The organism is Flavobacterium sp. (genome assembly GCF_044341185.1).
Lineage (GTDB): Bacteria > Bacteroidota > Bacteroidia > Flavobacteriales > Flavobacteriaceae > Flavobacterium.
Genome location: NZ_JBIISE010000031.1, coordinates 1 through 26,917 on the forward strand (window position 1 = coordinate 1; position 26,917 = coordinate 26,917).

A 26,917-nucleotide genomic window follows, 5' to 3' on the forward strand; every position below is an offset into this window, starting at 1 on the left:
GCCAATCACGAAGGTAAAATTTTCGGCATAGATGTTTCTCAATATCAAGGCACTATTGATTGGGAAAATCTTGAAGCAATTGAGGAGCAATTTGAAATTAAGTTTGTAGTGGTTCGGGCTACAGCCGGAAGTAAAAAAGTGGATAGAAACTTCAAGAAAAATTGGAAAAATTTATCATCAACTGTTTATATTCAAGGGGCATATCATTATTACCGTCCAGATGAAAACTCCACCGATCAAGCCAATAATTTTATTAAGAATGTCAAATTACGAAAAGGACATTTACCACCAATTTTAGATATCGAAAAAATGCCTAAAGGTCAATCGATGGACAAACTGAAGAAAGGTTTGCAAAATTGGTTAACAATAGTAGAAAAACAGTTCGGAGTGAAACCGATAATATATACTGGTGAAAAATATTTTGAAGATTTCTTACAAGAAGATTTTCCAAATTATAAATTTTGGATAGCCAATTACAATCCTTGGAAAGAAAAAATTGAAGATGAGTATTTAATGTGGCAATTTACCGAAAAAGCGCAACTTCACGGCATTAATGAATTAGTAGATGTGAATGTTTTCAACGGAAACGTAGATGATTTGAAGAATGTGTGTATTAAATAACCCATTTTTTTGGTAAAAATGCCGTTAGAAAAAGGATTAAAAAAACAATGGCAATTAATAAGGCAACAGATTTTGAATTGGCAAAGTTAGTGGTCCAACCCATCCAAGCTTCTCTTTTTGGTGGTAATAATCTTTCGTCTTCTGGATTATAATAAAACACCCCGCATTTCCAGTTATTTGGGTCTTTGCGCCAAGCTTCTAATTGTTCTTTTGAAGGATTTTTCATAGAATTGGTAAGCTATGATAAAATTATTTATCTAACTCAACTTCTTTCGGAGCATTGAAGTCGATTTTTGTTTTTCTTAATTCGAAATTTTGACCTAAATATACCCGTCTTACCATTTCATCTTCTACTAATTCTTCTGGTTTTCCAGCTTTTAGAATTCCGCCTTCAAACATTAAGTATGTTTTATCCGTAATGGCTAATGTTTCTTGCACATTGTGGTCTGTTATTAAAATCCCGATATTTTTGTTTTTTAATTGTGCTACAATTCTTTGAATGTCTTCCACTGCTACTGGGTCAACTCCCGCAAACGGTTCATCTAATAAAATAAACTTTGGATCTGTAGCTAAACATCTTGCAATTTCTGTTCTTCTTCGCTCTCCGCCTGATAATAAATCGCCTCGGTTTGTTCGAATGTGACCTAAAGAAAATTCTTCAATTAAGCTTTCCATTTTTGCTTCTTGTTCCGCTTTGGTCAAATTTGTCAATTGTAAAACCGACAAAATATTGTCTTCGATACTCAATTTTCTAAAAACAGAGGCTTCTTGTGCCAAGTAACCAATTCCATTTTGAGCCCTTTTGTACATAGGAAAATCGGTAATATTTATATCGTCTAAATAAATATTTCCAGAATTTGGTTTTACTAAACCTACAATCATATAAAAAGAAGTTGTTTTTCCAGCACCGTTTGGACCTAATAAACCCACAATTTCTCCCTGGTTTACTTCAACTGAAATGCCTTTTACTACACTTCTTTTTTTGTATGTTTTAACTAAATTTTCGGCTCTTAATTTCATTTTTTCTATGAGTTTCTAAGTAACTAAGTTACAAAGTGGCTAAGTTATTATTTTACAAATAAACGAATATTCAAATAAACGATTATACAAATTAACAATTATTTAGTTCCTGCTTCTTCCAACGCTTCCCAAAACTCATAAGCTCTACGCAAATGCGGAATTACGATTGTACCACCAACTAAAGTGGCAATACTCATAGCTTCCATCATTTCTGTGCGATTTACTCCGTTTTTATAGGCCGTTTCTAAATGATATTTAATGCAATCATCACAACGTAAAACCGCAGAAGCTACTAATCCTAATAATTCTTTAGTCTTAACATCTAAAGCACCTTCACTATAGGCGTTGGTGTCTAAATTGAAAATTCTTTTAATTACTTTATTATCATCTGCTAACAATTTTTCATTCATTTTAGCACGATAGTCGTTAAACTCGGAAATTAAATCACTCATTATGTTGTGGTTATTGATTTGTTGTTTTTCTTAAAAATAAAAGCACTAATAAAAATACTAATTTCGTAAAGTATAATCAACGGTATAGTTACTATAACTTGGCTAATTACATCTGGCGGTGTTACTATTGCAGCTATAATTAAGATAATTACATATGCCCATTTTCTGTATTCTCTCAAAAAAGAAGGTGTTACTAATCCTAATGAGGATAAGAAATAAATAATTATAGGTAATTCGAAAATTAAACCAGTCGCTAAAGTGGTGGTTTTTACGGTTCCGATGTAGGAATTTACATTAATATCGTTTTTAATTACATCAGATACAGTAAATGTTGATAAAAAGTTTAATGATAATGGTGTTAATACAAAATAGCCAAATAACACGCCCAAAAAGAATAATAATGAGGAAATAACTATAAATTTCACCGCATTTCTTTTTTCTTTTTTATACAAAGCTGGACTAATAAAATTCCAAAACTGTAATAATATATATGGAAAACTAATGATAAATCCTGCAGTAATACACGTCCACACTAATAAAGAAATTTGTCCTTCAATTTCGGTATTTTGAATACTGAAATTTAATGTAGTGTCGCAAAAACTTTTGTCTAAATCGTATTTATTTGCCAAATCACAAAAAAACTGATAGGTAATAAAATCACCTTTCATGGGTCCGAAAATAATAGTTTGAAAAATAAAATCACTAAAAACCCAAGCAATTGCACCACCTGTTAAAATAGCAGCCGAACTTCTTACTAATAACCATCTCAATTCTTCAAGATGATCTAAAAAAGTCATTTCGTTAATGTTTTTTTTATTCTTTTTTGCCATTATACAATCCCTTCTTTTAAAATATCGTGTAAATGCAACACACCTTTGTATGTTCCATTGTCAATCACCATCAATTGTGTAATTTTATTATCTTCCAACACATCTAAAGCTTCTGCAACTAAAACCGTTGAGGCAATTGATTTCGGATTTTTTGTCATAATATCTTGAGCGGTTAAATCTGAAAAAGAATCTCTATCTGTTAACATTCTTCTAATGTCACCATCTGTTATAATTCCGATCACAACCTCATTTTCAACAACAGCGGTAACACCTAAACGTTTTTCAGAAATCTCCATAATTACCTTTTTTATAGAAGCATTTGGAGATACTTGTGGCGCGTGTGTAGCGTCTAACATATCTTTTACACGCAATAATAGTTTCTTACCCAAAGCGCCACCTGGATGATATTTGGCAAAATCTTCTGCCTGAAAATTTCTTAATTTCATCAAACAAACGGCAATAGCATCGCCTAAAACCAATTGCGCAGTGGTGCTATTTGTAGGTGCTAAACCAAGTGGACAACTTTCGTCATCTACGTGTGCCAATAAAACTAAATCCGAAGAAGTAGCTAAGAATGAGCTTGGATTAGCTGTCATTCCAATTAGCGTAGTACCAAAATTTTTAATAATTGGCGCCAAAACTTTAATTTCGGGACTATTTCCACTTTTTGAAATACATAAAACAAGATCGCCATTTTGAATCATTCCTAAATCGCCATGAATGGCTTCAGCAGCATGTAAAAATATTGATGGTGTTCCTGTAGAATTTAATGTAGCTACAATTTTCTGAGCAATAATAGCACTTTTTCCAATACCAGTTACTACTAATCTTCCTTTTGATTCGAAAATAAGTTGTACGGTTTTGGCAAAATCATCTGTAAGATATTGAGTAAGTTTCGCAATACTTTCGCTTTGTGATAGTATAGATTGCTTTGCGTTTTCTAGGATAGTTTGTGTTGTATTCAAAATTAAATGAATTATATTTTTGTTTTTAAAGAATAGTTGTATCTTTATGATTGCAAATTTAGACAAAATTCAAATAATAATTGTCTAAAATTATGTGTTTATAAGTTCAACCCATTATTTCATGAAAGAACAGAATATAGATTTATACAAAGAGTTAAAAAAATACTTTGGATTTTCTCAATTTAAAGGATTACAAGAAAAAGTAGTTACAAGTATTATTTCTGGTAACAACACCTTTGTAATTATGCCAACAGGTGGTGGTAAATCACTGTGTTATCAATTACCTGCACTGGTTTTAGACGGAACGGCTATTGTGGTTTCTCCGCTTATTGCTTTAATGAAAAATCAAGTTGATGCCATAAGAAGTATGGGGTCAGATGTTGGTGTTGCTCATGTATTAAATTCTTCTTTAAATAAAACAGAAGTCAATCAGGTAAAAGCAGATATTTTATCTGGAAAAACTAAAATGCTATATGTAGCTCCTGAATCATTAACAAAAGAGGATTACATTCAGTTTTTAAAAACAGTAAAAATTTCTTTTGTTGCTATAGATGAAGCACATTGTATTTCAGAATGGGGACATGATTTTAGACCAGAATACAGAAATTTAAGAAGTATTATTAAGCAATTAGGTGATGTGCCAATTATTGGACTTACCGCAACGGCTACGCCTAAAGTACAAGAAGATATCTTGAAAAACTTAGATATGCCAAATGCCAATACGTTTAAAGCTTCTTTTAACCGACCAAATTTATATTACGAAATACGTCCTAAAACAAAAAATGTTCAAGGAGATATTATACGATTTATTAAACAACACAAAGGTAAATCAGGCGTTATTTATTGCTTAAGTAGAAAAAAAGTAGAAGAAATTGCTCAGGTTTTACAGGTAAATGGAATTTCTGCAGTGCCTTATCATGCCGGTTTAGATGCAAAAACACGTGCCAAACATCAAGATATGTTTCTTATGGAAGATGTAGATGTGGTGGTGGCCACTATCGCTTTCGGTATGGGAATTGACAAACCAGATGTACGATTTGTAATTCATCATGACATTCCAAAATCATTAGAAAGTTATTATCAAGAAACAGGAAGAGCAGGAAGAGATGACGGCGAAGGAATTTGTTTAGCCTATTATTCGTATAAAGATATTGAAAAGTTAGAGAAATTTATGTCTGGAAAACCAATTGCTGAACAAGAAATTGGTTACGCTTTGTTACAAGAAGTGGTGGCGTATGCAGAAACTTCTATGTCTAGAAGAAAATACCTACTTCACTATTTTGGAGAAGAATTTGACGAAGTTAATGGCGAAGGAGCGGATATGGATGATAATGTTAGAAATCCAAAAGTTAAATCAGAAGCTCAAAATCAGATTGTTACGTTACTAAATGTAATTTGCGATACGAAGCAGTTATTTAAATCTAAAGAAGTCATTATGGCTTTAGTAGGTAAAATAAATGCTATTATAAAAGCACAAAAAATTGATACATTAAAAACGTTTGGTAGTGGTGCTAAGCATGACGAAAAATACTGGATGGCATTAATTCGTCAGGTTTTAGTAGCGGGATTGATTTCAAAAGATATAGAAAGTTATGGCGTATTAAAAGTAACTCAAGCTGGACAAGATTTTATTAAAAAACCATATTCATTTATGGTGGCTGAAGATCATGAATTTAGCGAAGAAGAAGACGAAAATATCATCGCAGCAGCAAAAGCAACAGGAACTGCCGATGCAGTATTAATGTCAATGCTAAAAGATTTACGTAAAAAAGAAGCCAAAAAACATAATGTTCCTCCATTTGTAGTTTTTCAAGATCCTTCATTGGAAGATATGGCACTTAAATATCCAATTACCATTGACGAATTAAGCAACGTTCACGGGGTAGGTGAAGGTAAGGCAAAGAAATTCGGAAACCCGTTTATTGAATTGATTTCTAGATATGTAGATGAAAACGATATTATTCGTCCAGATGATTTAGTTGTAAAATCAACAGGAGCCAATTCAATAAATAAATTGTACATCATTCAAAATATCGATAGAAAATTAGCTTTAGATGATATTGCTTCTGCTAAAGGTTTAAAATTTGACGATTTACTTAAAGAAATGGAACAAATTGTGTTTTCTGGAACCAAATTAAACATTAAGTATTGGATTGACGAAATTTTAGATGAAGAGCAGCAAGAAGAAATTCACGATTATTTTATGGAATCCGAATCGGACAATATAGAAAATGCATTAAAAGAATTTGATGGTGAATATGATACGGAAGAATTACGATTGATGAGAATAAAATTTATAAGCGAAGTAGCGAATTAAAAATGTAGTCAAAAGTCGAATGTCAAAAGTCATTAAGAAACTGATGGATTTACTTTCGAATTAAAAACTTTTAACTTTCGACTATAAAAACTTCTCCTCGATGAGGTCGTAAGGCATCTCTAAAAACAATCATATCTGCTTCTTCTACAACCAAATACGCTACAGCATACATTTCGCTTAAAATTTCAAAGCCTGTAATTTTTAAGGTGTAATTTTCTTTATCTAAAAATTCTTTCAGATGAATTTCATGATGTTCCGCTGTTTTAGCAGCAGCTTGTCCACGAAAATCCCAAATTAGTTTTATTTGTCTGTTCATTATGATAAAATAAAAATCAAAGATAAGTTTTTAGTACTTTTGAAAAAATGAAATTCACTATGAAATTAATATTTTCTTTTCTTTTTGTTGGAACTTTGACATATTCACAACAACTTACTTTGGAACAAGCCAATCATTTAGCGACTTTACCAATTAAATGTTTACAACAAGAATATCCAAATAAGCTAAATCAATTACTCCTTAATACTACCGAATTATTATCACCAAAAGAACTTCATCCTGCATTTTATGGTTGTTTTGATTGGCATTCATCTGTACATGGTCATTGGAGTTTGGTATATTTGTTAAATAATTTCTCGGAAATAAAAAATAAAGAAATTATTATTGAAAAATTAAAGTTAAATCTTTCTAAAGATAATATACAAAAAGAAATTGAATACTTTTCTAAACCTCATGAAAAATCATATGAGAGAACATACGGATGGAATTGGCTTTTAAAACTTCAGCTAGAATTAGAAAAGTCTAAGTTAAATTCCAATCTTGAATTAGCAAATAATTTAAAGCCGTTATCTAATTTAATAATCCAACGGTATATCGAATTTATGCCAAAACTTTTATATCCTGTTCGTGTTGGCACACATAATAATACAGCTTTTGGGTTATCAAACGCTTGGGATTATGCTGTTTTTTCTAATAATATAGAATTGCAAAACTGTATTAAAACACACGCGATTAGACTCTTTAAAATGGATGAAAATTGCCCTTTTGAATGGGAACCAAGCGGAACTGATTTTCTTTCACCTTGTATGGAAGAAGTGGGATTAATGCAGCGTGTTTTACCAAAACAAGAGTTTTTGATTTGGCTAAAAAAGTTCGCACCGAAGTTGTTTTCTAAAAATTGGAATTGGGAAACGGCTAAAGTATCTGACAGAACAGATGGTCATTTGGTGCATTTAGATGGCTTAAATTTTAGTAGAGCTTGGAACATGTATGCTCTAGCTAAGTCATACCCAAAACTTTTTTCGCATTTAATTCCAATTGCAAATCAGCACTTTAGTTTTTCATTACCATCGGTAGTAGATGGTAATTATGAAGGGGAACATTGGTTAGCTTCTTTTGCATTACGAGCTTTTGAAGAAAAAAAATAAATCTTTTAGTACATTTGTAAAATAAAATAAATAAATGCCTCGCGAACTACTTATTCAAGTTTCTCCAGAAATGGCGAATAACGAACAAATGTTATATCAACATGTTTCTAAATTGGTACAAACTTCTGTATCCGATTTACAAAAAATTGTGATACTTAAACGTTCAATAGATGCACGTCAAAAAGCCATAAAATTCAATTTAAAACTAAATATTTATTTTAAAGATGAGGTGTTTACTGAATCTAAAATAGAATTGCCTAATTATCCAAACGTAACCAACAAACAAGAAATTATTGTTGTTGGCGCAGGTCCTGCAGGATTGTTTGCAGCCTTGCAATTAATAGAATTAGGTTTAAAACCAATAGTTTTAGAACGTGGTAAAGATGTTCGAGGCAGACGTAGAGATTTAAAAGCCATAAATGTTGACGGAATTGTAAACGCCGATTCCAATTATTGTTTTGGGGAAGGTGGTGCAGGAACGTATTCTGACGGAAAATTATACACACGATCAAAAAAACGTGGCGATGTAGATAGAATTTTACAATTATTAGTAGCATTTGGGGCAACCGAAGAAATTTTAGTAGAAGCACATCCGCACATCGGAACCAATAAATTACCTCAAATCATTCAAGATATTCGAGAGAAAATTATCGAATCTGGTGGACAAGTTTTGTTTGAAACTCGAGTTACAGATATTTTAGTTAAAAACAATGAAGTAGATGGAATTGTAACTCAAAAAGGTGAAACGATTCATTCCAAAAAAATAATTTTAGCAACAGGTCATTCGGCTCGTGATATTTTTGAATTGCTTCATAAAAAAGATATTTTTATTGAAGCAAAACCATTTGCATTAGGTGTTCGAGCGGAACATCCGCAAGAGTTGATTGATAAAATTCAATATTCTTGCGATTACCGTGGCGAATTTTTACCACCTTCACCTTATTCAATTGTGAAACAAGTAAATGGTCGCGGTATGTATTCTTTTTGTATGTGCCCAGGCGGCGTAATTGCGCCTTGTGCCACCGCTGATGGTGAAGTAGTTACAAATGGTTGGAGTCCAAGTAAACGAGATCAAGCCACTGCCAATTCAGGAATTGTTGTAGAATTGCGTTTGGAGGATTTTAAACCGTTTGAAAGATTTGGACCTTTAGCTGGGATGGAATTTCAAAAAGCTATTGAACAAAAAGCTTGGCAATTAGCGGGTAAAACACAAAAAGTTCCCGCACAAAGAATGATTGATTTTACACAAACAAAAGTCTCTAAAGACATCCCGAAAACTTCGTATGTTCCTGGTACAACATCTGTAGAATTAGGCGAAGTTTTTCCAACGTTTTTAACACAAACGCTGCGTGAAGGTTTTTCTGCATTTGGAAAAACTATGAAGGGTTATTTAACAAATGATGCCATTTTACACGCGCCAGAGAGTAGAACATCCTCACCAGTTCGAATTCCAAGGGATAACTTTACATTAGAACATGTTCAAATCAAAGGATTATATCCTTGCGGAGAAGGCGCGGGTTATGCAGGTGGAATTATTTCTGCTGCAATTGACGGTGAAAAATGTGCTTTGAAAATAGCTGAGGCATTAAGTAATTAAAATAATCTTTGTGAACCTTGCAAAAACTATAGCGTATTTGCGTTTAAAAATTAATTATGACATTAAAAGGACAAAATATTCATTTACGAGCTCTCGAACCCGAAGATTTAGATTTTCTATACGAAATAGAAAATAATGAATCGATTTGGGAAGTGAGCAATACACAAACACCCTACAGTAAATGGGTATTGAAAAACTATTTAGAAAATGCACATCTGGATATTTACGAAGCGAAACAATTGCGATTGGTAATTGTTTTTTCAAAAACTAATGAAAGAGTTGGTTGTATCGATTTATTTGATTTTGATGCGAAAAATAGTCGTGCTGGAATTGGAATTATTATTTCAGAAAACTTTAGAAATCAAGGTATTGGAAAAGAAACCTTGCAATTGATTATAAATTATGCTTTCACGCATTTAAATTTACATCAATTATTTGCAAATATTACCACAAATAATGAAGCCAGTTTATTGCTTTTTAGTAATTTTGGGTTTCAGAAAATAGGCATAAAAAAAGATTGGACTAAAATAAATGGTACTTACGTAGATGAAGTACTTTTTCAATTCATAAACGAAAAATAAAAATTTTGGAAGCAAAAAAATTATTCTTAAGAATCATTAGTATCGGAGCTGCAATAATAATTATTAGTGGAGGATACGTAATTAATAAAGCGTTTACTGGAAATACAAAATTTGAAGAAGAGGAAGTATATGTATATGTTCCAACGGATTCAAAATACGAAGATGTAAAGAAAATTTTAGCGCCTTATATTGAAAATCAATCCAAAATTGATTGGGTCGCTTCAAAAAGAGACTATGATTCAAATGTAAAAGCAGGTAAGTTTTTATTAAAAAAAGGGATGAGCAGTTTTAGTATCGTTCGTTCTTTACGATTGAATACACCAGTTAAATTAGCCTTCAATAATCAAGAAAAAGTACAAGATTTATTTGTTCGAATTGCTTCTCAAATTGAACCAGATACTACAAAATTGAATGAAATTTTCACAAATGATACTTTTCTGCAAGAAAATGGATTGAATAAAGACAATGTAATGTCGTTTTTTATTCCAAATAGCTACGAATTTTATTGGAATATTTCTCCTGAAGAATTTGCAGAGAAACTTACAAAAGAATATAAAAGATTTTGGAATGATGGCAGATTAGCGAAAGCGAAAGCATTAAATTTAACGCCAGCCCAAGTCTATACTTTAGCTTCAATTGTTCATAAAGAAACGGCAAAAGCAGATGAGAGACCAAAAGTAGCAGGTGTATATTTAAATAGATTAAACAAAAATATGCCATTACAAGCCGATCCAACCGTGATTTTTGCTTTAAAACAAAAATCAAATGATTGGAACTTAGTGGTAAAACGCGTAATGCATAACGACTTAATTGTAAATTCACCTTACAATACATATAAAAACACGGGTTTGCCACCAGGGCCTATTTTTATGCCAGATGTTTCGGCAATTGATGCGGTTTTGAATCCAGAAAAACACAACTACTTATATTTTTGTGCCAGTGTAGAAAAATTTGGATATCACGAATTTGCAACAGATTATAATGCACATTTAAAAGTGGCTGCAAAATATGCAGACTGGGTAAAAAAACAGAATTATAAAAGATAATTTTAGTGTAAATTAGAAAAAGGTGTAGAATGTACAATTTTACACCTTTTTTTATTTTCCTAATTTTCTTTTTTTATCTTTATCAAAACTATAATTTATATGGAAAATAAAACTGAATTTAAAAAAGAATTGGGATTGTTAAATGCAACAAGTTTAGTTGCAGGTTCAATGATAGGTTCTGGAATATTTATTGTAACCTCAATAATGGCAAGAGATATTGGTGGTGCAGGTTGGATTTTATTAGCTTGGATTTTAACTGGATTTTTAACGCTTGCTGCAGCTTTAAGTTATGGTGAATTAGCTGGTATGATGCCAAAAGCAGGTGGACAATATGTATATATTCAGCGTGCGTATGGTAAAATGATGTCGTTTTTATACGGTTGGACTGTTTTTACAGTGGTTCAAACAGGAGTAATTGCTGCTGTAGCTGTTGCTTTTGCTAAATACACTGCCATATTTTTTCCAACTTTAAGTGAGAATGCACTAGAGTTTGGCACATATAAAATTCAATTTCAACAACTTTTAGCTATTTTGAGTATTGTTGTGCTAACCATAATTAATAATCAAGGTGTAAAAACGGGGAAAAATCTACAATTTGTTTTTACTGCAGCTAAATTATTCGCATTATTTGCTTTAATTGTTTTTGGTTTATATGTTGGATTGCAATCTGATACTTTAGCCAATAATTTTACAGATATGTGGGTAGCTTCTAAAACAACAGTTGTAGAAGGTAAAATCACTACAGAAGTATTAACTGGCTTTGCAATTATCGGAATGTTGGGTTTCACAATGATTAATTCGTTGTTTTCTTCTGACGCTTGGAATAATATTACGTTTATCGCTGGAGAAATTAAAGAGCCACAGAAAAACATTCCCAAGAGTTTATTTTTAGGCACTCTAATTGTTACAATAATTTATTTATTAGCCAATTTAGCTTATTTTTCATTATTACCTTTAGATGGGAATCCATTAGCTAATGACTTTTTAGGACAAGGCATTAAATACGCTAACGAAGATAGGTTAGGAGCGAGTGCAGCTTCAGTAATATTTGGAAACGCAGGTGTTTTTATTATGGCTGGGTTAATTATGATTTCTACTTTTGGTTGTAATTCGGGTTTAATATTAGCTGGCGGACGCTTGTTTTATGCGATGAGTAAAGACGGCTTATTTTTTAAAAGCGCTGGAGAATTAAATAAAAATCAAGTGCCAGAAAAAGCACTATGGATGCAATGTATTTGGGCATCATTATTATGTTTGTCTGGTAAATATGGCGATTTACTTAAATATGCTACTTTTGCCAACTTATTATTTTATGTTTTAACAATTTATGGCATCTTCATACTTCGTAAACGAGAACCTGATGCGCCAAGACCATATAAAGCATTTGGCTATCCGTTTGTCCCAATATTATATATAATAATGATTTCAATTATTAGTATAATATTATTAATTTACGATACTAAAAATACTGGATTAGGATTGTTTATAGTATTATTGGGAATACCAATTTATTATCTCACACAAAAGAAACTAGATTAATTTAAAAGACCCAATATTATGATAATATTATCATAATATTGGGTCTTTTAAATTAAAATTAATTTCTAGCTAATGCATTTGAAATAGGTAATTTTAATCTTGGTTCTATAAAAATTTCAGTAATTCCGTTTTTCCACTCTACTTTTTCGTAATAAAAATCAATTGAAGTTAAAGTACCTTTTACTGTAATTATACAATTTCCTGTAACATTTACATCACTTCCTTCAATAGTGTAGTTGAAATTGCTTTTTAATTTATCCTCAATAAATAAATTAAGAATTTTTTCAGCAATTTCCTTCCTAATGTTCATTTTTGCATTAAAAGTACTTACAATAATTGTGCCTTCATCAGATGATGAAATTACTTCAATACTGTTTTGTCCGTAGCTATACGTTTCTACTAAATTTCCTTGTGCAAACATTACTTTACAAAGTAATAAGATGCTAATTGTAAAACATTTCATAATACATAAGATTTAGTGGTTACTTTATTATGATATAAAATTACGTCTAAAATATGTATTAAATTAAATTATAGTCAATAAAATCACAACAATTTAATGTATGTATGTTAATTTTAACTAAATTGTTTTGAAATTGTTAAATATATGTGTTTTTTGTTGTGAATTTACTTTTTTATATAAATAAAATGCCTTTTCTTTTTAGAAAAGGCATTAAATAATAAATAATTAAGCATTAATAATACATATAGCGTCTAACTTTGGCAATGTATTTTGCCAAACGTATTACTTGATGGCTATATCCATATTCGTTATCGTACCAAATGTAAAGTACAATATTTTTACCATCTCCAGAAACAATAGTAGCATTACTATCATAAATAGAAGGTTGCGCCGTTCCAACAATATCCGAAGAAACCAATTCGTTGCTAACCGAATATTTAATTTGTTCAACTAAATTACCTTCTAAAGCATAGGTTTTCATTATGTTGTTTAATTCTTGTACTGAGGTAGTTCTTCCAACTTCTAAATTCAAAACTACCAAAGAACCATTTGGAACCGGAACTCGAATTGCATTTGATGTTAGTTTTCCTGCTAAACTTGGTAATGCTTTAGCTACGGCACTTCCTGCACCGGTTTCAGTAATTACCATATTTAAACCCGCAGCTCTTCCACGACGGTATTTTTTGTGCATATTATCAACCAAATTTTGGTCGTTTGTATACGCATGAATGGTTTCTAAATGCCCTTTTACAACACCCAACGTTTCTTCTATTACAGCCAAAACTGGAGTAATAGCATTTGTCGTACAAGAAGCAGCAGAATAAATGGCTACTTCATCTGGATTGTAATCTTCGTGATTTACACCATAAACAATATTTGGTACACCTTTACCAGGAGCGGTTAATAAAACTTTATGTGCACCTTTAGAAGTCAAGTGTCTGGCTAACGCTTCTTCTGTTGTAAAAGCGCCAGTATTGTCAATTACTAAAGCGTCATTAATTCCGTATGTGGTATAATCAATTTCTTCTGGCGAATTTGCTGTTATAATGTGTACGGTTGTTCCATTTATTATTAATGCACTATTTTCTGGATCTGCAGAAACCGAACCTTCAAAATCTCCGTGAACCGAATCATAGCGTAGCAAAGAGGCTCTTTTTTCTAATAAAACGGCATCATTTTTATCACGAGTTACAATCGCACGTAAACGTAATTGTTGTCCTTTACCAATTTTGCTCATCATTTCGCGAGCTAACAAGCGACCAATACGACCAAAACCATATAAAACAACATCTTTAGGTACAATTTCAGACGTGTCTTTTGCATATTTTAATTTGTCAATTACAAACGCTTTAGCGTCATTATATTTATCGTCTTCTAAATGATATTCGTAAGTTAATTTCCCAATATCTATACGTGATGGTGGTAAATCTAAATTTTCAATGGCTCTTGCAATTTCTACGCTATCAAAAATATTGATTGGTTTTTCTACAAAAGCAACTGCATATTCGTGTAAGTTGATAATGTCAGAAACATTTCTGTCAATTAATTGATTTCTAAATAATACCAATTCAATAGATTTGTCAAACCATAAATCGCTTATAATTTTTACAAATTCTACACACGCTTTTCTTCGATCTGCCTGAAAAGCCAATTCTTTTTCGTAAATTGTGTTGTTGTTCATTAAAATAAAGATTGGGTTACTAATTTTATGCAAAAGTATTGATTTCAATCGTTTTCGTAAAGTTTTTTACGATTTTTTTTCGTGTTATTTTTTAGAAAAAAAGCAAAAAAAATTCGCAAAACAAATACTGCTTTGCGAATCTTAAAATACATTTAGATTTTATAAAAAGATGCGATACATCTGTCCGTTTTTTGCTATAATTTGATAACGAGTTTTTTCAGTTGTCTCTTTTTTTGCTAAATAAGCAGAAACACTTTCCATATCAACGGCTCTCATATTATCCACTTGCGTTACAATAGAACCTTTTAAATCTTCAGCATATTCCTTGTAATCTTCATTGGTTACCTGTTTGATTTTTATACCACTTTTTAAGTTAAATCGTTTTTTATCGTTGGCATCTAACTCTTCAAATTCAATTCCATTAAATTCGTAGGCAATTAATTCTTTTTTTGTTAATGGTACATTTAATGCTAAGTTTTTACCATCTCTTAATAAGGTAACTTTAACAATATCATTTGGTCTTTTTGTGTTAATAACCGTTGCCATTTCTGCGGATGAAGCAATTTTAGTATCATCTAATTTTAAAATTACATCTCCTTTTTCAATACCAACTTTTTCAGCACCAGAATTTTTGTTGACTTTGTTTACGTAAAATCCTTCAGTTTGTTTGATTCCGTATTTTTTAGCAGCTTCTGCATTTAATTCGCCACCTTCAACACCTAAAATACCACGTTGTACATTACCAAATTTCATTAAATCTTCAATAATCTTTTTTGTAATATTTGATGGAACGGCAAATGAATATCCAGCATAACTTCCTGTTGGCGAAGAAATCATCGTATTAATTCCTATTAATTCACCATTTGTATTCACTAAAGCCCCACCGCTATTTCCAGGGTTTACTGCTGCATCAGTTTGTATAAACGATTGAATACTTGCTTTATCTAAATTTCTAGCTTTTGCCGAAATAATCCCAGCAGTAACTGTAGAATTCAATTGATACGGATTACCAACCGCTAAAACCCATTCACCTACTTTAATATTATCTGAATTTCCAAAAACAATAAATGGTAATTTCTCATCAGCATCAATTTTTAATAAAGCAATATCCATTTTGCTATCCGTACCAATTAATTTTGCTTTGTATGCTTTGTTATTATTTAAAGTTACTTCAAGCTCATTAGCATCTTGTATTACGTGATTATTGGTTACAATATAACCATCATCAGATACAATTACTCCAGATCCAGTTCCTATTTGTTCATGTTGTTGTGTGCCCCCACCATAAAAAAACGATGCCCATGGATCAGTGTAAGTCCTTACAGAAACATTTTTAACGTGAACCACACTATGAATGGCTTTTTCGGCACCAGTTGTAAAATCTATATTTTCGGCACCAGTAAAACTTACGGCTTTGTTGTAGTTTGGTGAAGTGGTTATAATTGAATCGCTTTCATTTTTTCTACTTTCAATGAATTTATAGGCACCCAAAGTAACGGCACCACTCATTAATGATACAATAAAAAGACTTCCTAAATTTTTCATTTTGTTCATTTTTAATTTTTTTACTTTGTAAATATAAATACGTTTTTTAAATTATAATTTCGTTTAACGCACGATTAACAATGTTTAACATCTTTTTAGCATTTGGGCATTTCCTTTCAGGTCGGGCTTTCCGCTATATCTTTTTTATATGTTGACTTCGGGAACCTCAGTCAACATATAAAAAAGGATGCCGCTACACTCCCTAATGCAATATTGTGCAAAAAAATAAATATATTTGTACTATGCAAATACAATTTTACAAATACCAAGGAACAGGAAACGATTTTGTTATGATTGATAATCGTACAAACACTTTTCCCAAAAATAATACCAAACTAATTGAATTTTTATGCGACCGACGTTTTGGCATAGGTGGCGATGGTTTAATTTTGTTAGAAAATCACGAAAAATGCGATTTTACTATGGTGTATTACAATTCCGATGGAAGTACCAGTACTATGTGTGGTAATGGAGGTCGATGTTTAGTGGCGTTTGCAAAACAATTAGGTATTATTGAAAAAGAAGCTCATTTTGAAGCATCGGACGGCTATCATTTTGCAAAATTTGAAGACCATTTAATTGCACTTCAAATGATAGATGTAACGGAAGTAAAACATTTTAATACACATGATTTTGTGTATACAGGTTCGCCTCATCATGTGCAATTAGTTTCAGATTTAAAAGATTTTGATGTCAAAAATAATGGCTCGAAATTAAGATATTCTGATTTGTATGATGCTTCGGGTTGTAATATCAACTTTGTAGAACAAGAAACTACTGACACTTTTTCAGTTCGTACTTATGAACGAGGAGTGGAAGACGAAACGTTATCTTGCGGAACGGGTGCAACAGGTGTGGCAATTGCTATGCACGCTACTCATAAAACAGATGCTAATCGCATACATATTAATGTATTAGGCGGAAAGCTAATAATTAGTTTTGTGTTAGAAAATGATGTGTATAAAAATGTATTCTTAACAGGTCCAGCAGAATTGGTTTTTGGGGGTAGTATCGAAGTATAAGTTACTTTTAATAAGCAACAATTTCTTTATTCTGAAAATCATTTTCAATAATTCCATCACGTAAGCGAATAATTCTATGTGCGTGAGCAGCAATATCCTCTTCGTGCGTTACTAAAATCACCGTATTTCCATTTGAATGAATTTCACCAAATAATTTCATAATTTCTACGGAAGTTTTACTATCTAAATTTCCTGTAGGCTCATCGGCTAATATGATTGAAGGTTTGTTAACCAAAGCTCTACCAACAGCCACACGCTGACGTTGTCCTCCTGAAAGCTGATTTGGTTTATGATCCATTCTGTCTGCTAAACCTACTTGTGATAAAACTTCTGTAGCACGATTGTTTCTCTCTTCTTTTGAAAAACCAGCATATACCATTGGTAGTGCTACGTTATCTAAAGCAGTTGTACGAGGCATTAAGTTAAATGTTTGAAAAACGAAACCTATTTCTTTATTTCTGATTTCAGCTAATTCATCATCGTGCATTTCACTAACCTGCTTTCCGTTTAAAATATAACTTCCAGAAGTAGGTGTGTCTAAACAACCTAAAATATTCATTAAAGTCGATTTTCCAGAACCTGATGGTCCCATAAGCGCCACATACTCACCTTTGTTTATTACTAAATCGATTCCTTTTAATACGTTTACCGTTTCGCTTCCTAATTGGAAATCACGTGTAATACCTTTAATGTTTATTATTGGAGTTTTCATGGTTTTCAGTCGCAGTTTTTAGATTACAATAATTACTACAAGTAATAAGTAGTTAAATAGAAGATTTTGTTACAATTAAATTAAAAAATCAATGACAATAACAATATCAATTACAAAAATCAATAACAATAATCAAATTTTAAAAATTCCGTTTAATTTGTCAAATCTGTGTTCCCGTCAATTAAAAACGAATTACAAAATGTTCTTTTTCTTGCTCAGCTCTAAAAAACACCATTCCGAAATGAAATGCATCAATCGTAACTTTTATTTTGGGATGGTTTTTTATGATTTCCCAAGTATTTCCATTTTCATTTGATTTATGAATGTCATTAATTATCCAAACGGAATCATTCGCCACAGTAGGTAATAACAATTCGAAATACGCGATCGAAGTTTTTTGAGATTCGTTTTGGTTGAAGTAAACTAAGTCGAAAATCTTGTCATTTTTAGAAAGTTTGTTTTTTTCAAAATCTTCAATTGAGATTATTTCTGAAGAAAATAAATTAGTATCTAATTCAGTTGGATTTCCAATTTCTAAAATAGTTTTGGGTTTGAAATATCTAATAATTCTAAAAAACAATCGGGCTCTTTTTGAATTATTTTTTAAAAGTGAATATTCTGGATATTTCGTTTTATCATAAAAACATTTCGTTACCAAATCAAACACAAAAGGAGAATGCACACCGTGTTCATTTTTGGAGTGGTATAGAAATTTTATGTATGATTTTAAAATATGTAGCATAAAAATAACACAGATTAACACAAATTTCCACAGATTAAATTCGTGATAATCTGTGAAATATGTGTTTAAATTTATTCAATTTTAGAAGACAATTCAAACCAACGTGTTTCTTTTTCTTCTAATGATTGAATGATTTTTTGCAATTCATTCGCTTTAGCTTCAATTATATCATCAGCTACTTTACCGTCCGAAAATTCTTGTTCAATTTGCTTTTTTTGATATTCTAAATCTTTAATATCTTTTTCAATTTTATTAAATTCTTTTTGCTCGTTGAAGTTTAATCCAGCTTTGGCTGGTTGGTTTTGTTTCCAACTTCCTTTGTCAGTGCTTACGCTATTTAAAACTTTTGGCTCCACGGAATCTTCATAACTTCTAAAATCAGAATAATTTCCTGGGAAATCTTCAATTTCACCTTGACCTCTAAATACAAATAAATGATCCACAATTTTATCCATAAAATACCTATCGTGACTTACTACTAACAAGCATCCTGGAAAATCTAATAAGAAACTTTCTAATACATTAAGCGTAACAATATCTAAATCATTTGTTGGTTCATCTAAAATTAAGAAATTCGGATTCTGAATTAAAACCGTGCATAAATACAAACGTTTTAGTTCGCCACCACTTAATTTTTCTACAAAATCATATTGCTTTTTAGCATCAAATAAGAAACGTTCTAACAGTTGCGAAGCCGAAATAATTTTTCCTTTCGTAAGTGGAATATATTCTCCGTATTCTTTAATAATGTCTATAACTTTTTGTCCTGGTTTTGGGTTGATGCCACTCTGCGTGTAATACCCAATTTTAATCGTATCGCCAATAATTACTTTCCCAGAATCGGGTTCCATAGTTTTGGTTAAAATATTTAAGAAAGTCGATTTTCCAGTTCCGTTTTTTCCAATAATTCCGATACGTTCACCACGTTGAAACGCGTAGGTAAAGTCTTTTAAAATGGTTCTGTCAGGGAAATTTTTGTTCAATTTTACCATTTCGATAATCTTGCTTCCCATACGCTCCATATTAATTTCAAGCTCTACCACATTTTCTTTACGACGACTTTCCGCTTTTTCTTTAATCACATAAAAATCATCTTGACGCGATTTCGATTTGGTAGTTCTTGCTTTTGGTTGTCTTCGCATCCAAGCCAATTCCTTAATAAAAAGGTTTTGTGCTTTATCAATACTCGAATTTTCAGAAATTTGTCGTTCTTCTTTTTTCTCTAAATAATACGAATAATTTCCTTTGTATTGATACAGTTTTCCGTTATCTAATTCTATAATTTCGTTACAAACACGTTCTAAGAAAAAACGGTCGTGCGTAACCATAAATAAAGTAATGTTTTCTTTGGCAAAATAATCTTCAAGCCATTCAATCATCTCTAAATCCAAGTGATTGGTTGGTTCATCTAAAATTAATAAATCAGGTCTATTAATTAAGATTATCGCTAACGACAAACGCTTTTTTTGCCCACCAGATAATTTTTTTACTTTTAGTTTTAAATCGTCAAGTTTTAATTTTGACAAAATTTGCTTGTATTGTGTTTCAAAATCCCAAGCATCATAACGATCCATATCGTCAAACGCTTTCTGATACTTTTCTTCTTCTTCTGGATTTTCTAATGCTTTTTCGTAGTTTCTAATTACCTGTAAAACCTCATTATCCGATGCAAAAATACTTTCTTCAATAGTTAATTCGTCTTGTAAATTAAAATTCTGACTCAAAAACGCCATTTTTATTCCTTTTCTAATCACTACTTGTCCAGTATCAGGTTCATCAAAACCATTAATAATGTTCATAATGGTAGTTTTTCCTGAACCGTTTTTAGCGATAAAAGCTATTTTTTGGTCTTTATTAATACCAAAAGAAATGTCTTTAAAAAGGACACGTTCTCCGTAAGATTTTGATATGTTTTCTACTGAAAGGTAATTCATTTGTTCATTTGTCAATTAGACAATGTGGCAATTCGCCAATTGTTTTGCAAAAGTAGACTTATTATTTGAGATTTAAAATTTAGATTTTTGCATTTCATAAATAAAAATTGCAACTTTGACCTATAAATCAATTGGATTTCGACTACTTGAAATAAAACAAAATGCAACTATCCGTAATCATACTTAATTATAATGTGCGCTATTTTTTAGAGCAATGTGTACGAAGTGTTCAAAAAGCACTGGAAAACATAGATGCTGAAATTATTGTCGTAGATAATAATTCTACGGATGCTAGTTGTGAAATGATGAAGCAACTCTTTCCACAAATTACGCTTATTGAAAATAAAGAAAATTTAGGATTTCCAAAAGGAAACAATATCGCTGTGCAACAAGCTAAAGGCGAATATATTTGTATTTTAAATCCAGATACGGTTGTTGCTGAAGATACTTTTGAGAAAATTTTAAATTTTAAATTCCAAATTCCAAATTCCCAACTCGGAATAATTGGTTGTAAGTTAATTGACGGTACAGGAAATTTTCTTCCAGAAAGTAAACGCGGACTTCCAACTCCTTATGTCGCAATTACTAAGATTTTTGGTTTATATAAAATCTCTAATTTTTTTGGAAAATATTATGCGCAACATTTGTCTGAAAATCAATCTGGAAAAGTAGATGTTTTAGTTGGTGCTTTTATGATGATGAAACGCGATTTATATTTAAAAGTTGGTGGATTTGATGAAAATTGTTTTATGTATTCAGATGATATCGATTTGAGTTATATGATTCAGAAATTAGGAATGGAAAATTTCTATTTTCACGAAACATCACTAATACATTATAAAGGAGAAAGTACGGTTAGAGACGAAAAATATTTAGAACGTTTCCGAGATGCGATGCAGTTTTTTTATAAAAAGCATTTTAAAAAATCTTGGTTTTTTGATAAGTTTCTTCAATTTGGAAGTTTGTTATATGCGATTTTTAAACAAAAACAACCACAAAAATTAGTAAGAAAAATTGATAAGTATATTGTGTTTTCAAATAATAATATTCAATTAAAATTAAGTAAACCAATTGAATATTTAACTGATTTTGAACAATTTAAAAACACTAATAATATTAACTTCGAGTTGATATTTGATACCAATTCGTTTTCTTTTGCTGAAATAATTTATTTTATGGAAAAGCATAAATCGAAAAATATAACTTTTAAGAACTATATTTCGCAATCAAATTACTTAATTGGTAGTAATAATTCAACTGATAGAGGTGAAGTGCTAATTTTTTGATTTTTTGATTATTTCGTGATAAAACATCAAAATATTTATTAATTTTGCAGTAATAATTAAAGAACTCAACATTACAATAATAATATGGCAAGATTTGAATTGAAACTTCCAAAAATGGGAGAGAGTGTGGCAGAGGCAACCATTACAAATTGGTTAAAAAAAGTGGGTGAACATATTGATATGGATGAAGCGGTTTTAGAAATTGCTACAGACAAAGTCGATAGTGAAGTGCCTTCTGAAGTTTCTGGTACTTTAGTTGAAATTTTGTTTCAAGTTGATGATGTTGTTCAAGTAGGGCAAACCATAGCGATTATTGAAACTGAAGGCGGAGTTATTGCTGCAACTCCTGAAGTAAAATCTGAAGTTCCAGTTGCGGTTTCAGAAGTTTCTAAAACAGTTGAGGTTGCTATTGAAACAAGTGCTCCTGCAGATTTTTCAGGTTCAGATAAATTCTTTTCGCCATTAGTTAAAAATATGGCAAAAGCGGAAGGCATTTCGTTAACAGAATTAGAATCTATTTCAGGCTCTGGAAAAGATGGTCGTGTAAATAAAGAAGACATTTTAAAATATATAGAAAGTCGCAAGTCGCAAGTTACAAGTTCAAATGTTTTTACGCCTACAACTTCAACCCAACAACCTAAAACCCAAAATCCTACACCAGTTTCAGTAAATGGTGGCGACGAAATTGTGGAAATGGACAGAATGCGAAAGTTAATTTCGGGTTATATGGTAGCTTCGGTTCAAACATCAGCACACGTGCAGTCGTTTATTGAAGTAGATGTGACTAATATTGTAAAATGGAGAGATAAAGTAAAAACAGCTTTTGAAAAACGAGAAGGAGAAAAACTAACGTTTACACCAATTATGATGGAAGCGGTTGCAAAAGCCTTAAAAGATTTTCCAGGAATGAATATTTCTGTTGATGGGGATTTTATTATTAAACGCAAAAATATTAATTTAGGAATGGCAGCAGCTTTACCAAATGGAAACTTAATTGTACCTGTAATTAAAAATGCAGACCAATTAAATTTAGTTGGTATGGCAAAAGCGGTAAACGATTTAGGAAGCAGAGCGAAAGCAGGAAAACTAAAACCAGACGATACACAAGGTGGTACTTATACTGTAACAAACGTTGGAACATTTGGTTCTGTTTTTGGAACACCAATTATAAATCAGCCTCAAGTTGGTATTTTAGCTTTAGGTGCTATTAGAAAAGTACCAGCAGTTATTGAAACTCCAGAAGGCGATTTTATTGGAATTCGTCAGAAAATGTTTTTATCGCACTCTTATGATCATCGAGTTGTAGATGGTGCTTTAGGCGGAAGTTTCGTAAAACGTGTAGCTGAATACCTTGAAGCTTTTGATATCAATAGGGATTTTTAAGAAAAAATAAATAAATAATAATTCACCCAATAGTTCATTTACTATTGGGTTTTTTTAACTTTGTACTTTAAAATATAAAAATGGAACTTAAACTTACAAGACCAATTTGTTTCTTTGATTTAGAAACTACCGGAATAGATGTTGGAAAAGACAGAATCGTTGAAATATCAATATTTAAGGTGTTTCCAAACGGAAATAAGGAAAGCAAAACTTGGTTAGTGAATCCAACCATTCCAATTCCGCCTCAGACTACAGCAGTACACGGAATTACAAACGAGAAAGTAGCAAACGAACCTACTTTTTCCGAATTATCTTCTCAAATTTATGCTATGATAAAAGATTCAGATTTAGCAGGATATAATTCTGATAGATTTGATATTCCGTTATTAGCAGAAGAAATGCTTCGTGCAGGTGTAGATTTTGATATGAAAAATCGTGTTTCAGTAGATGTGCAAACTATTTTTCATAAAAAAGAAGAACGCACTTTGTCTGCCGCATTAAAATTCTATTGTGGAAAAACTTTAGAAAACGCCCATTCAGCTGCAGCAGATACTATGGCTACTTATGAAATTTTATTAGGACAATTGGAAAGATATCCTGATTTGCAAAATGACATGAAAGCATTATCAGAATTTACCACTCGTAAAAAATCTGTAGATTTTGCAGGTATGATTGTGATGAATGATAAAGGACAAGAAATGTTTAGCTTTGGAAAATATAAAAATGTTTTAGTGGATGAAGTGTTTGACAAAGATCCAGGTTATTTCGGTTGGATACAAAACGCTGATTTTCCGCTATATACTAAAAAAGTACTAACAGGTTTGAAATTAAGAAGATTAAATACAAAATAGTGACTTCGAGAACCTCAGTCACCATTTGGCTCAAGTTTTCTAAGTTACGAGTTAGCTGAGGCTCTCGAAGCAAACTAAAAACAGAGATAAATTAACATATATGAAAATCATTTGCATCGGAAGAAATTATGCTGATCATATTTCAGAATTACAAAACGAACGCCCATCTGAGCCGGTTATCTTTATGAAGCCAGACACGGCTATTTTGCCAAAAAAAACACCTTTTGTAATTCCAGAATTTAGTAATGATGTGCATCACGAAGTGGAAGTTTTGGTAAAAATTTGCAAAGTAGGAAAATATATTAGTCCAAAATTTGCTCATAAATATTACGATGAAATTGGTTTGGGAATCGATTTTACTGCTCGAGATATGCAAACTAAATTAAAGGAAAAAGGTTTACCTTGGGAAAAAGCTAAGGCATTTGACCATTCAGCGATTATTGGTGACTTTTTACCGAAAATACATTTTCCTTCTTTAGAAAATATTAACTTTGATTTAAGAAAGAATAATGAAATCGTTCAGCAAGGAACTACTTCAATGATGTTGTGGAATATTGATGAAATAGTTTCTTATGTTTCGCAGTTTTTTACGTTAAAAAAAGGAGATATTATTTTTACAGGAACTCCAAAAGGAGTAGCAGCGGTGAAAGAAAATGATGTTTTAGAAGGTTTTTTAGAAGGCAAGCAAATGTTTAAAATACAAGTAAAATAATGGCTTTACAGTATAATTTATCAAAAGTATATGAAATTTCTGAAAATGATAACGAATTTGCGCTTCAAATTGCTTCTTTGTTTTTAGAAGAAGTGCCTTTCGAAATTCAGGAAATGAAAAGCGCAATTGAACTAAAAGATTATGCTAAAACCTATGCATCTGCACACAAAATCAAACCAACATTAGATTTATTAGGAATGGATATGGCATACGAAGATGTGGTATTCATTATGGATTGGACACAAGAAAAAGGCAAGCGAAAAGAAATAAAAGAAGTGTTTAGAAGGGTTAAAGCAAGAATAGTCGCTGCAGCAGATGAAATTAAAAAAGATTTTAAATTATAAAAGATACTTTAATAGATGTTTAGCCACGCTTTTAGCGTGGTTTTCTTATTTTTACAAAAATATTTAAAAAATGAAAGCAGCAATTATTACAATTGGAGATGAAATATTGATTGGTCAAATTATTGATACAAATTCTTCTTACATTGCCAAGGCGTTAGATAAAATCGGAATTGCTACTTATGAAATGTTGTCTATTTCAGATGATAAAAATCATATATTAAAAACGCTACGAGAAGTTCAAAATAATTTTGATGTCGTTATTATTACTGGTGGCTTAGGACCTACAAAAGACGACATTACTAAAAAAACATTTTGTGAGTATTTTGATGATGTTTTAGTTCAAAACGATGCTGTTTTAGATCAAGTAAAAAGTATAATTGAAGGAATTTATAAAAAACCCATTACCCAATTAAATATTGAGCAAGCATTAGTTCCGTCGAAATCAAAAGTACTTTTCAATAAAATGGGTACTGCTCCTGGAATGCTAATGGAACATCAAAACACGGTGTTTATTTCTTTACCTGGTGTGCCATATGAAATGAAGTATTTAATTGATAATGAAGTAATTTCATATTTGGTAGAAAAATTTGAGCGTCCCTATATTGTTCATAAAACACTTATGACTTATGGTCGTGGAGAGAGTTTAATTGCGGAACAAATTGAAGATTGGGAAACTAATTTACCAAGTTTTATCAAATTAGCGTATTTGCCAAGTCCTGGAAAAGTTAGATTACGATTAACTGCTCGAGGCACAGACGAAGCTGTTTTACTAGATTCTGTTTTAATTGAAATTGAAAAGTTAAAACCTTTAATTGGTGATATTATTGTTGGCTATGATGAAGAGGAAACTATAGAAGTGGTTTTATCAAGAGCATTATCTGAAAGGCATCTTACTTTAGCAACTGCAGAAAGTTGTACAGGAGGAAAAATCGCTCAACTTATTTCTGCTGTTCCAGGTGCTTCAGCTTGTTTTAATGGAGGGATAGTGGCGTATTCTAATCAAATTAAAATAGATGTGTTAAAAGTAAATTCAGATACTATTCGTCAATTTTCTGTGGTCAGTAAGGAAGTGGCAAAAGAAATGGCTTTAAATTGTAGGTCAATTTTTAATACAGATTATGCTATTGCAACAACAGGAAATGCAGGTCCTACAAAAGGAAATAGCGAAGCCGAAATTGGAACAGTTTTTATAGCAATAGCTACTCCAAATGAAGTTTTTGTTGAAGAATTTAATTTTGGTCAACCGCGCGAAAAGGTTATTGATAGGGCGGTTAACAAAGCATTAGAGTGGTTGAATAAAGAAATTTCAAAAAACTAATTAAAAATAGTTGCATAGTAAAGTAAAAATTCTTTTCTTTGCACCCTTATTTAGAATAACGATATAAAAGTTTAGAATAATGTCAAGAGTTTGTGAACTAACAGGAAAAAGAGCAATGGTTGGAAACAACGTTTCTCACGCGATGAATAAAACTAAGAGAAAATTCTCAGTTAACTTAGTGAAAAAACGTTTTTACATTGCAGAAGAAGATAGATGGGTGAGCCTAAAAATATCTACAGCAGTATTAAAAACAATTAACAAAAATGGTATTGCCGCAGTTTTGAAAAAAGCTAAAGCAAATGGATTTGTAAAATCTGTTTAATCATTTAAAAATATATCAAAATGGCAAAGAAAGGCAATAGAATCCAAGTAATTTTAGAGTGCACTGAACACAAAGAATCTGGTCAACCAGGAACTTCTCGTTATATCACTACTAAAAACAAAAAAAATACACCAGATAGAATGGAAATCAAAAAATTCAATCCTATCTTGAAAAGAGTAACTGTTCACAAAGAAATTAAATAATTAGAA

General features: G+C 31.3%; 28 protein-coding genes. 16 read left to right on the forward strand and 12 right to left on the reverse strand.

Going from position 1 to position 26,917, the window contains the following annotated elements; translation table 11 throughout:
• Positions 1–621: GH25 family lysozyme (locus ACIQZ1_RS07630; protein ID WP_396160386.1), on the forward strand; the 621-nt coding region annotated here is incomplete at its 5' end.
• Here the strand turns inward: ACIQZ1_RS07630 and ACIQZ1_RS07635 are convergent.
• From ACIQZ1_RS07635 to ACIQZ1_RS07655, 5 genes are all read right to left on the reverse strand, one after another.
• A complete protein-coding gene (locus ACIQZ1_RS07635; RefSeq protein WP_396160387.1) occupies positions 614–847 on the reverse strand; it encodes a DUF5808 domain-containing protein in 234 nt (77 codons plus the stop codon). The genes ACIQZ1_RS07630 and ACIQZ1_RS07635 overlap by 8 nt on opposite strands.
• 23 nt (positions 848–870) lie before the next feature.
• Positions 871–1,641, reverse strand: coding sequence for an LPS export ABC transporter ATP-binding protein (lptB, locus tag ACIQZ1_RS07640; RefSeq protein ID WP_396160388.1), 771 nt, complete (start codon positions 1,639–1,641; stop codon positions 871–873).
• Between the two features lie 98 nt (positions 1,642–1,739).
• On the reverse strand, positions 1,740–2,093 hold the full coding sequence (locus tag ACIQZ1_RS07645; RefSeq protein WP_291241067.1) for a carboxymuconolactone decarboxylase family protein: 354 nt from the start codon (positions 2,091–2,093) through the stop codon (positions 1,740–1,742).
• Entirely contained in the window at positions 2,093–2,923 is an 831-nt protein-coding gene (gene tatC / locus ACIQZ1_RS07650) for a twin-arginine translocase subunit TatC (RefSeq protein WP_396160389.1), read from the reverse strand. Before tatC ends, ACIQZ1_RS07645 begins: the two co-directional genes overlap by 1 nt.
• Positions 2,923–3,888, reverse strand: coding sequence for an SIS domain-containing protein (locus tag ACIQZ1_RS07655; RefSeq protein WP_396160390.1), 966 nt, complete (start codon positions 3,886–3,888; stop codon positions 2,923–2,925). Before ACIQZ1_RS07655 ends, tatC begins: the two co-directional genes overlap by 1 nt.
• A 121-nt stretch (positions 3,889–4,009) precedes the next feature.
• Between ACIQZ1_RS07655 and recQ the strand changes: the two genes are divergently transcribed.
• Entirely contained in the window at positions 4,010–6,205 is a 2,196-nt protein-coding gene (gene recQ / locus ACIQZ1_RS07660; protein WP_396160391.1) for a DNA helicase RecQ, read from the forward strand.
• Between the two features lie 70 nt (positions 6,206–6,275).
• Here recQ and ACIQZ1_RS07665 read toward each other — a convergent pair whose 3' ends face one another.
• Positions 6,276–6,521, reverse strand: a complete 246-nt coding sequence (locus tag ACIQZ1_RS07665) for a hypothetical protein (protein WP_396160392.1) — start codon at positions 6,519–6,521, stop codon at positions 6,276–6,278.
• A 59-nt stretch (positions 6,522–6,580) separates the two neighbouring features.
• Here ACIQZ1_RS07665 and ACIQZ1_RS07670 point away from each other — a divergent pair, with 59 nt between their 5' ends.
• The 5 genes from ACIQZ1_RS07670 to ACIQZ1_RS07690 all read left to right on the forward strand — a co-directional run bounded on the left by ACIQZ1_RS07670 (position 6,581) and on the right by ACIQZ1_RS07690 (position 12,393).
• Entirely contained in the window at positions 6,581–7,630 is a 1,050-nt protein-coding gene (locus ACIQZ1_RS07670; protein ID WP_396160393.1) for a DUF2891 domain-containing protein, read from the forward strand.
• 34 nt (positions 7,631–7,664) lie between these two features.
• Entirely contained in the window at positions 7,665–9,227 is a 1,563-nt protein-coding gene (locus ACIQZ1_RS07675; RefSeq protein WP_396160394.1) for an NAD(P)/FAD-dependent oxidoreductase, read from the forward strand.
• A gap of 53 nt (positions 9,228–9,280) precedes the next feature.
• Entirely contained in the window at positions 9,281–9,808 is a 528-nt protein-coding gene (locus tag ACIQZ1_RS07680; protein WP_396160410.1) for a GNAT family N-acetyltransferase, read from the forward strand.
• A 5-nt stretch (positions 9,809–9,813) separates the two neighbouring features.
• Positions 9,814–10,854: an endolytic transglycosylase MltG gene (gene mltG / locus ACIQZ1_RS07685; RefSeq protein WP_396160395.1), complete on the forward strand. Its 1,041-nt coding sequence runs from the start codon at positions 9,814–9,816 to the stop codon at positions 10,852–10,854.
• Positions 10,855–10,953: 99 nt separating this feature from the next.
• Complete coding sequence (locus ACIQZ1_RS07690) at positions 10,954–12,393, forward strand: APC family permease (protein WP_396160396.1); 1,440 nt, start codon at positions 10,954–10,956, stop codon at positions 12,391–12,393.
• A gap of 58 nt (positions 12,394–12,451) precedes the next feature.
• Here the strand turns inward: ACIQZ1_RS07690 and ACIQZ1_RS07695 are convergent, their stop codons facing one another.
• The 3 genes from ACIQZ1_RS07695 to ACIQZ1_RS07705 all read right to left on the reverse strand — a co-directional run bounded on the left by ACIQZ1_RS07695 (position 12,452) and on the right by ACIQZ1_RS07705 (position 16,082).
• The gene (locus ACIQZ1_RS07695; protein ID WP_396160397.1) at positions 12,452–12,856 is read right to left on the reverse strand and encodes a hypothetical protein; all 405 of its coding nucleotides are present in this window, start codon (positions 12,854–12,856) and stop codon (positions 12,452–12,454) included.
• Between the two features lie 232 nt (positions 12,857–13,088).
• Positions 13,089–14,537, reverse strand: a complete 1,449-nt coding sequence (locus tag ACIQZ1_RS07700) for a glyceraldehyde-3-phosphate dehydrogenase (RefSeq protein ID WP_396160398.1) — start codon at positions 14,535–14,537, stop codon at positions 13,089–13,091.
• A gap of 159 nt (positions 14,538–14,696) precedes the next feature.
• Complete coding sequence (locus tag ACIQZ1_RS07705) at positions 14,697–16,082, reverse strand: trypsin-like peptidase domain-containing protein (protein WP_396160399.1); 1,386 nt, start codon at positions 16,080–16,082, stop codon at positions 14,697–14,699.
• Between the two features lie 242 nt (positions 16,083–16,324).
• Between ACIQZ1_RS07705 and dapF the strand changes: the two genes are divergently transcribed.
• Positions 16,325–17,104, forward strand: a complete 780-nt coding sequence (dapF, locus tag ACIQZ1_RS07710; RefSeq protein ID WP_396160400.1) for a diaminopimelate epimerase — start codon at positions 16,325–16,327, stop codon at positions 17,102–17,104.
• Positions 17,105–17,111: 7 nt separating this feature from the next.
• Here dapF and ACIQZ1_RS07715 read toward each other — a convergent pair whose 3' ends face one another.
• From ACIQZ1_RS07715 to ACIQZ1_RS07725, 3 genes are all read right to left on the reverse strand, one after another.
• Positions 17,112–17,816 (reverse strand): ABC transporter ATP-binding protein, encoded by a 705-nt coding sequence (locus tag ACIQZ1_RS07715; protein ID WP_396160401.1) that lies wholly within the window; start codon positions 17,814–17,816, stop codon positions 17,112–17,114.
• A gap of 181 nt (positions 17,817–17,997) precedes the next feature.
• A complete protein-coding gene (locus tag ACIQZ1_RS07720) occupies positions 17,998–18,558 on the reverse strand; it encodes a class I SAM-dependent methyltransferase (protein ID WP_396160402.1) in 561 nt (186 codons plus the stop codon).
• A gap of 71 nt (positions 18,559–18,629) precedes the next feature.
• A complete protein-coding gene (locus tag ACIQZ1_RS07725) occupies positions 18,630–20,492 on the reverse strand; it encodes an ABC-F family ATP-binding cassette domain-containing protein (RefSeq protein WP_396160403.1) in 1,863 nt (620 codons plus the stop codon).
• Positions 20,493–20,653: 161 nt separating this feature from the next.
• Here ACIQZ1_RS07725 and ACIQZ1_RS07730 point away from each other — a divergent pair, with 161 nt between their 5' ends.
• The 8 genes from ACIQZ1_RS07730 (at position 20,654) to rpmG (ending at position 26,911) form a co-directional block, all read left to right on the forward strand.
• Positions 20,654–21,778, forward strand: coding sequence for a glycosyltransferase family 2 protein (locus ACIQZ1_RS07730; RefSeq protein ID WP_396160404.1), 1,125 nt, complete (start codon positions 20,654–20,656; stop codon positions 21,776–21,778).
• An 84-nt stretch (positions 21,779–21,862) separates the two neighbouring features.
• The gene (locus ACIQZ1_RS07735; RefSeq protein WP_396160405.1) at positions 21,863–23,161 is read left to right on the forward strand and encodes a dihydrolipoamide acetyltransferase family protein; all 1,299 of its coding nucleotides are present in this window, start codon (positions 21,863–21,865) and stop codon (positions 23,159–23,161) included.
• An 80-nt stretch (positions 23,162–23,241) separates the two neighbouring features.
• Positions 23,242–24,012, forward strand: a complete 771-nt coding sequence (locus tag ACIQZ1_RS07740) for an exonuclease domain-containing protein (protein WP_396160406.1) — start codon at positions 23,242–23,244, stop codon at positions 24,010–24,012.
• Positions 24,013–24,112: 100 nt separating this feature from the next.
• Positions 24,113–24,724, forward strand: coding sequence for a fumarylacetoacetate hydrolase family protein (locus ACIQZ1_RS07745; protein WP_396160407.1), 612 nt, complete (start codon positions 24,113–24,115; stop codon positions 24,722–24,724).
• Complete coding sequence (locus ACIQZ1_RS07750; RefSeq protein WP_396160408.1) at positions 24,724–25,068, forward strand: histidine kinase; 345 nt, start codon at positions 24,724–24,726, stop codon at positions 25,066–25,068. The genes ACIQZ1_RS07745 and ACIQZ1_RS07750 overlap by 1 nt, the downstream gene beginning before the upstream one ends.
• Positions 25,069–25,138: 70 nt before the next feature.
• On the forward strand, positions 25,139–26,386 hold the full coding sequence (locus tag ACIQZ1_RS07755; RefSeq protein ID WP_396160409.1) for a CinA family nicotinamide mononucleotide deamidase-related protein: 1,248 nt from the start codon (positions 25,139–25,141) through the stop codon (positions 26,384–26,386).
• A 79-nt stretch (positions 26,387–26,465) separates the two neighbouring features.
• A complete protein-coding gene (gene rpmB, locus ACIQZ1_RS07760) occupies positions 26,466–26,708 on the forward strand; it encodes a 50S ribosomal protein L28 (RefSeq protein ID WP_291241090.1) in 243 nt (80 codons plus the stop codon).
• A gap of 20 nt (positions 26,709–26,728) precedes the next feature.
• Positions 26,729–26,911, forward strand: a complete 183-nt coding sequence (gene rpmG, locus ACIQZ1_RS07765; RefSeq protein WP_091308983.1) for a 50S ribosomal protein L33 — start codon at positions 26,729–26,731, stop codon at positions 26,909–26,911.
• The last annotated feature ends 6 nt before the right edge of the window (positions 26,912–26,917 follow it).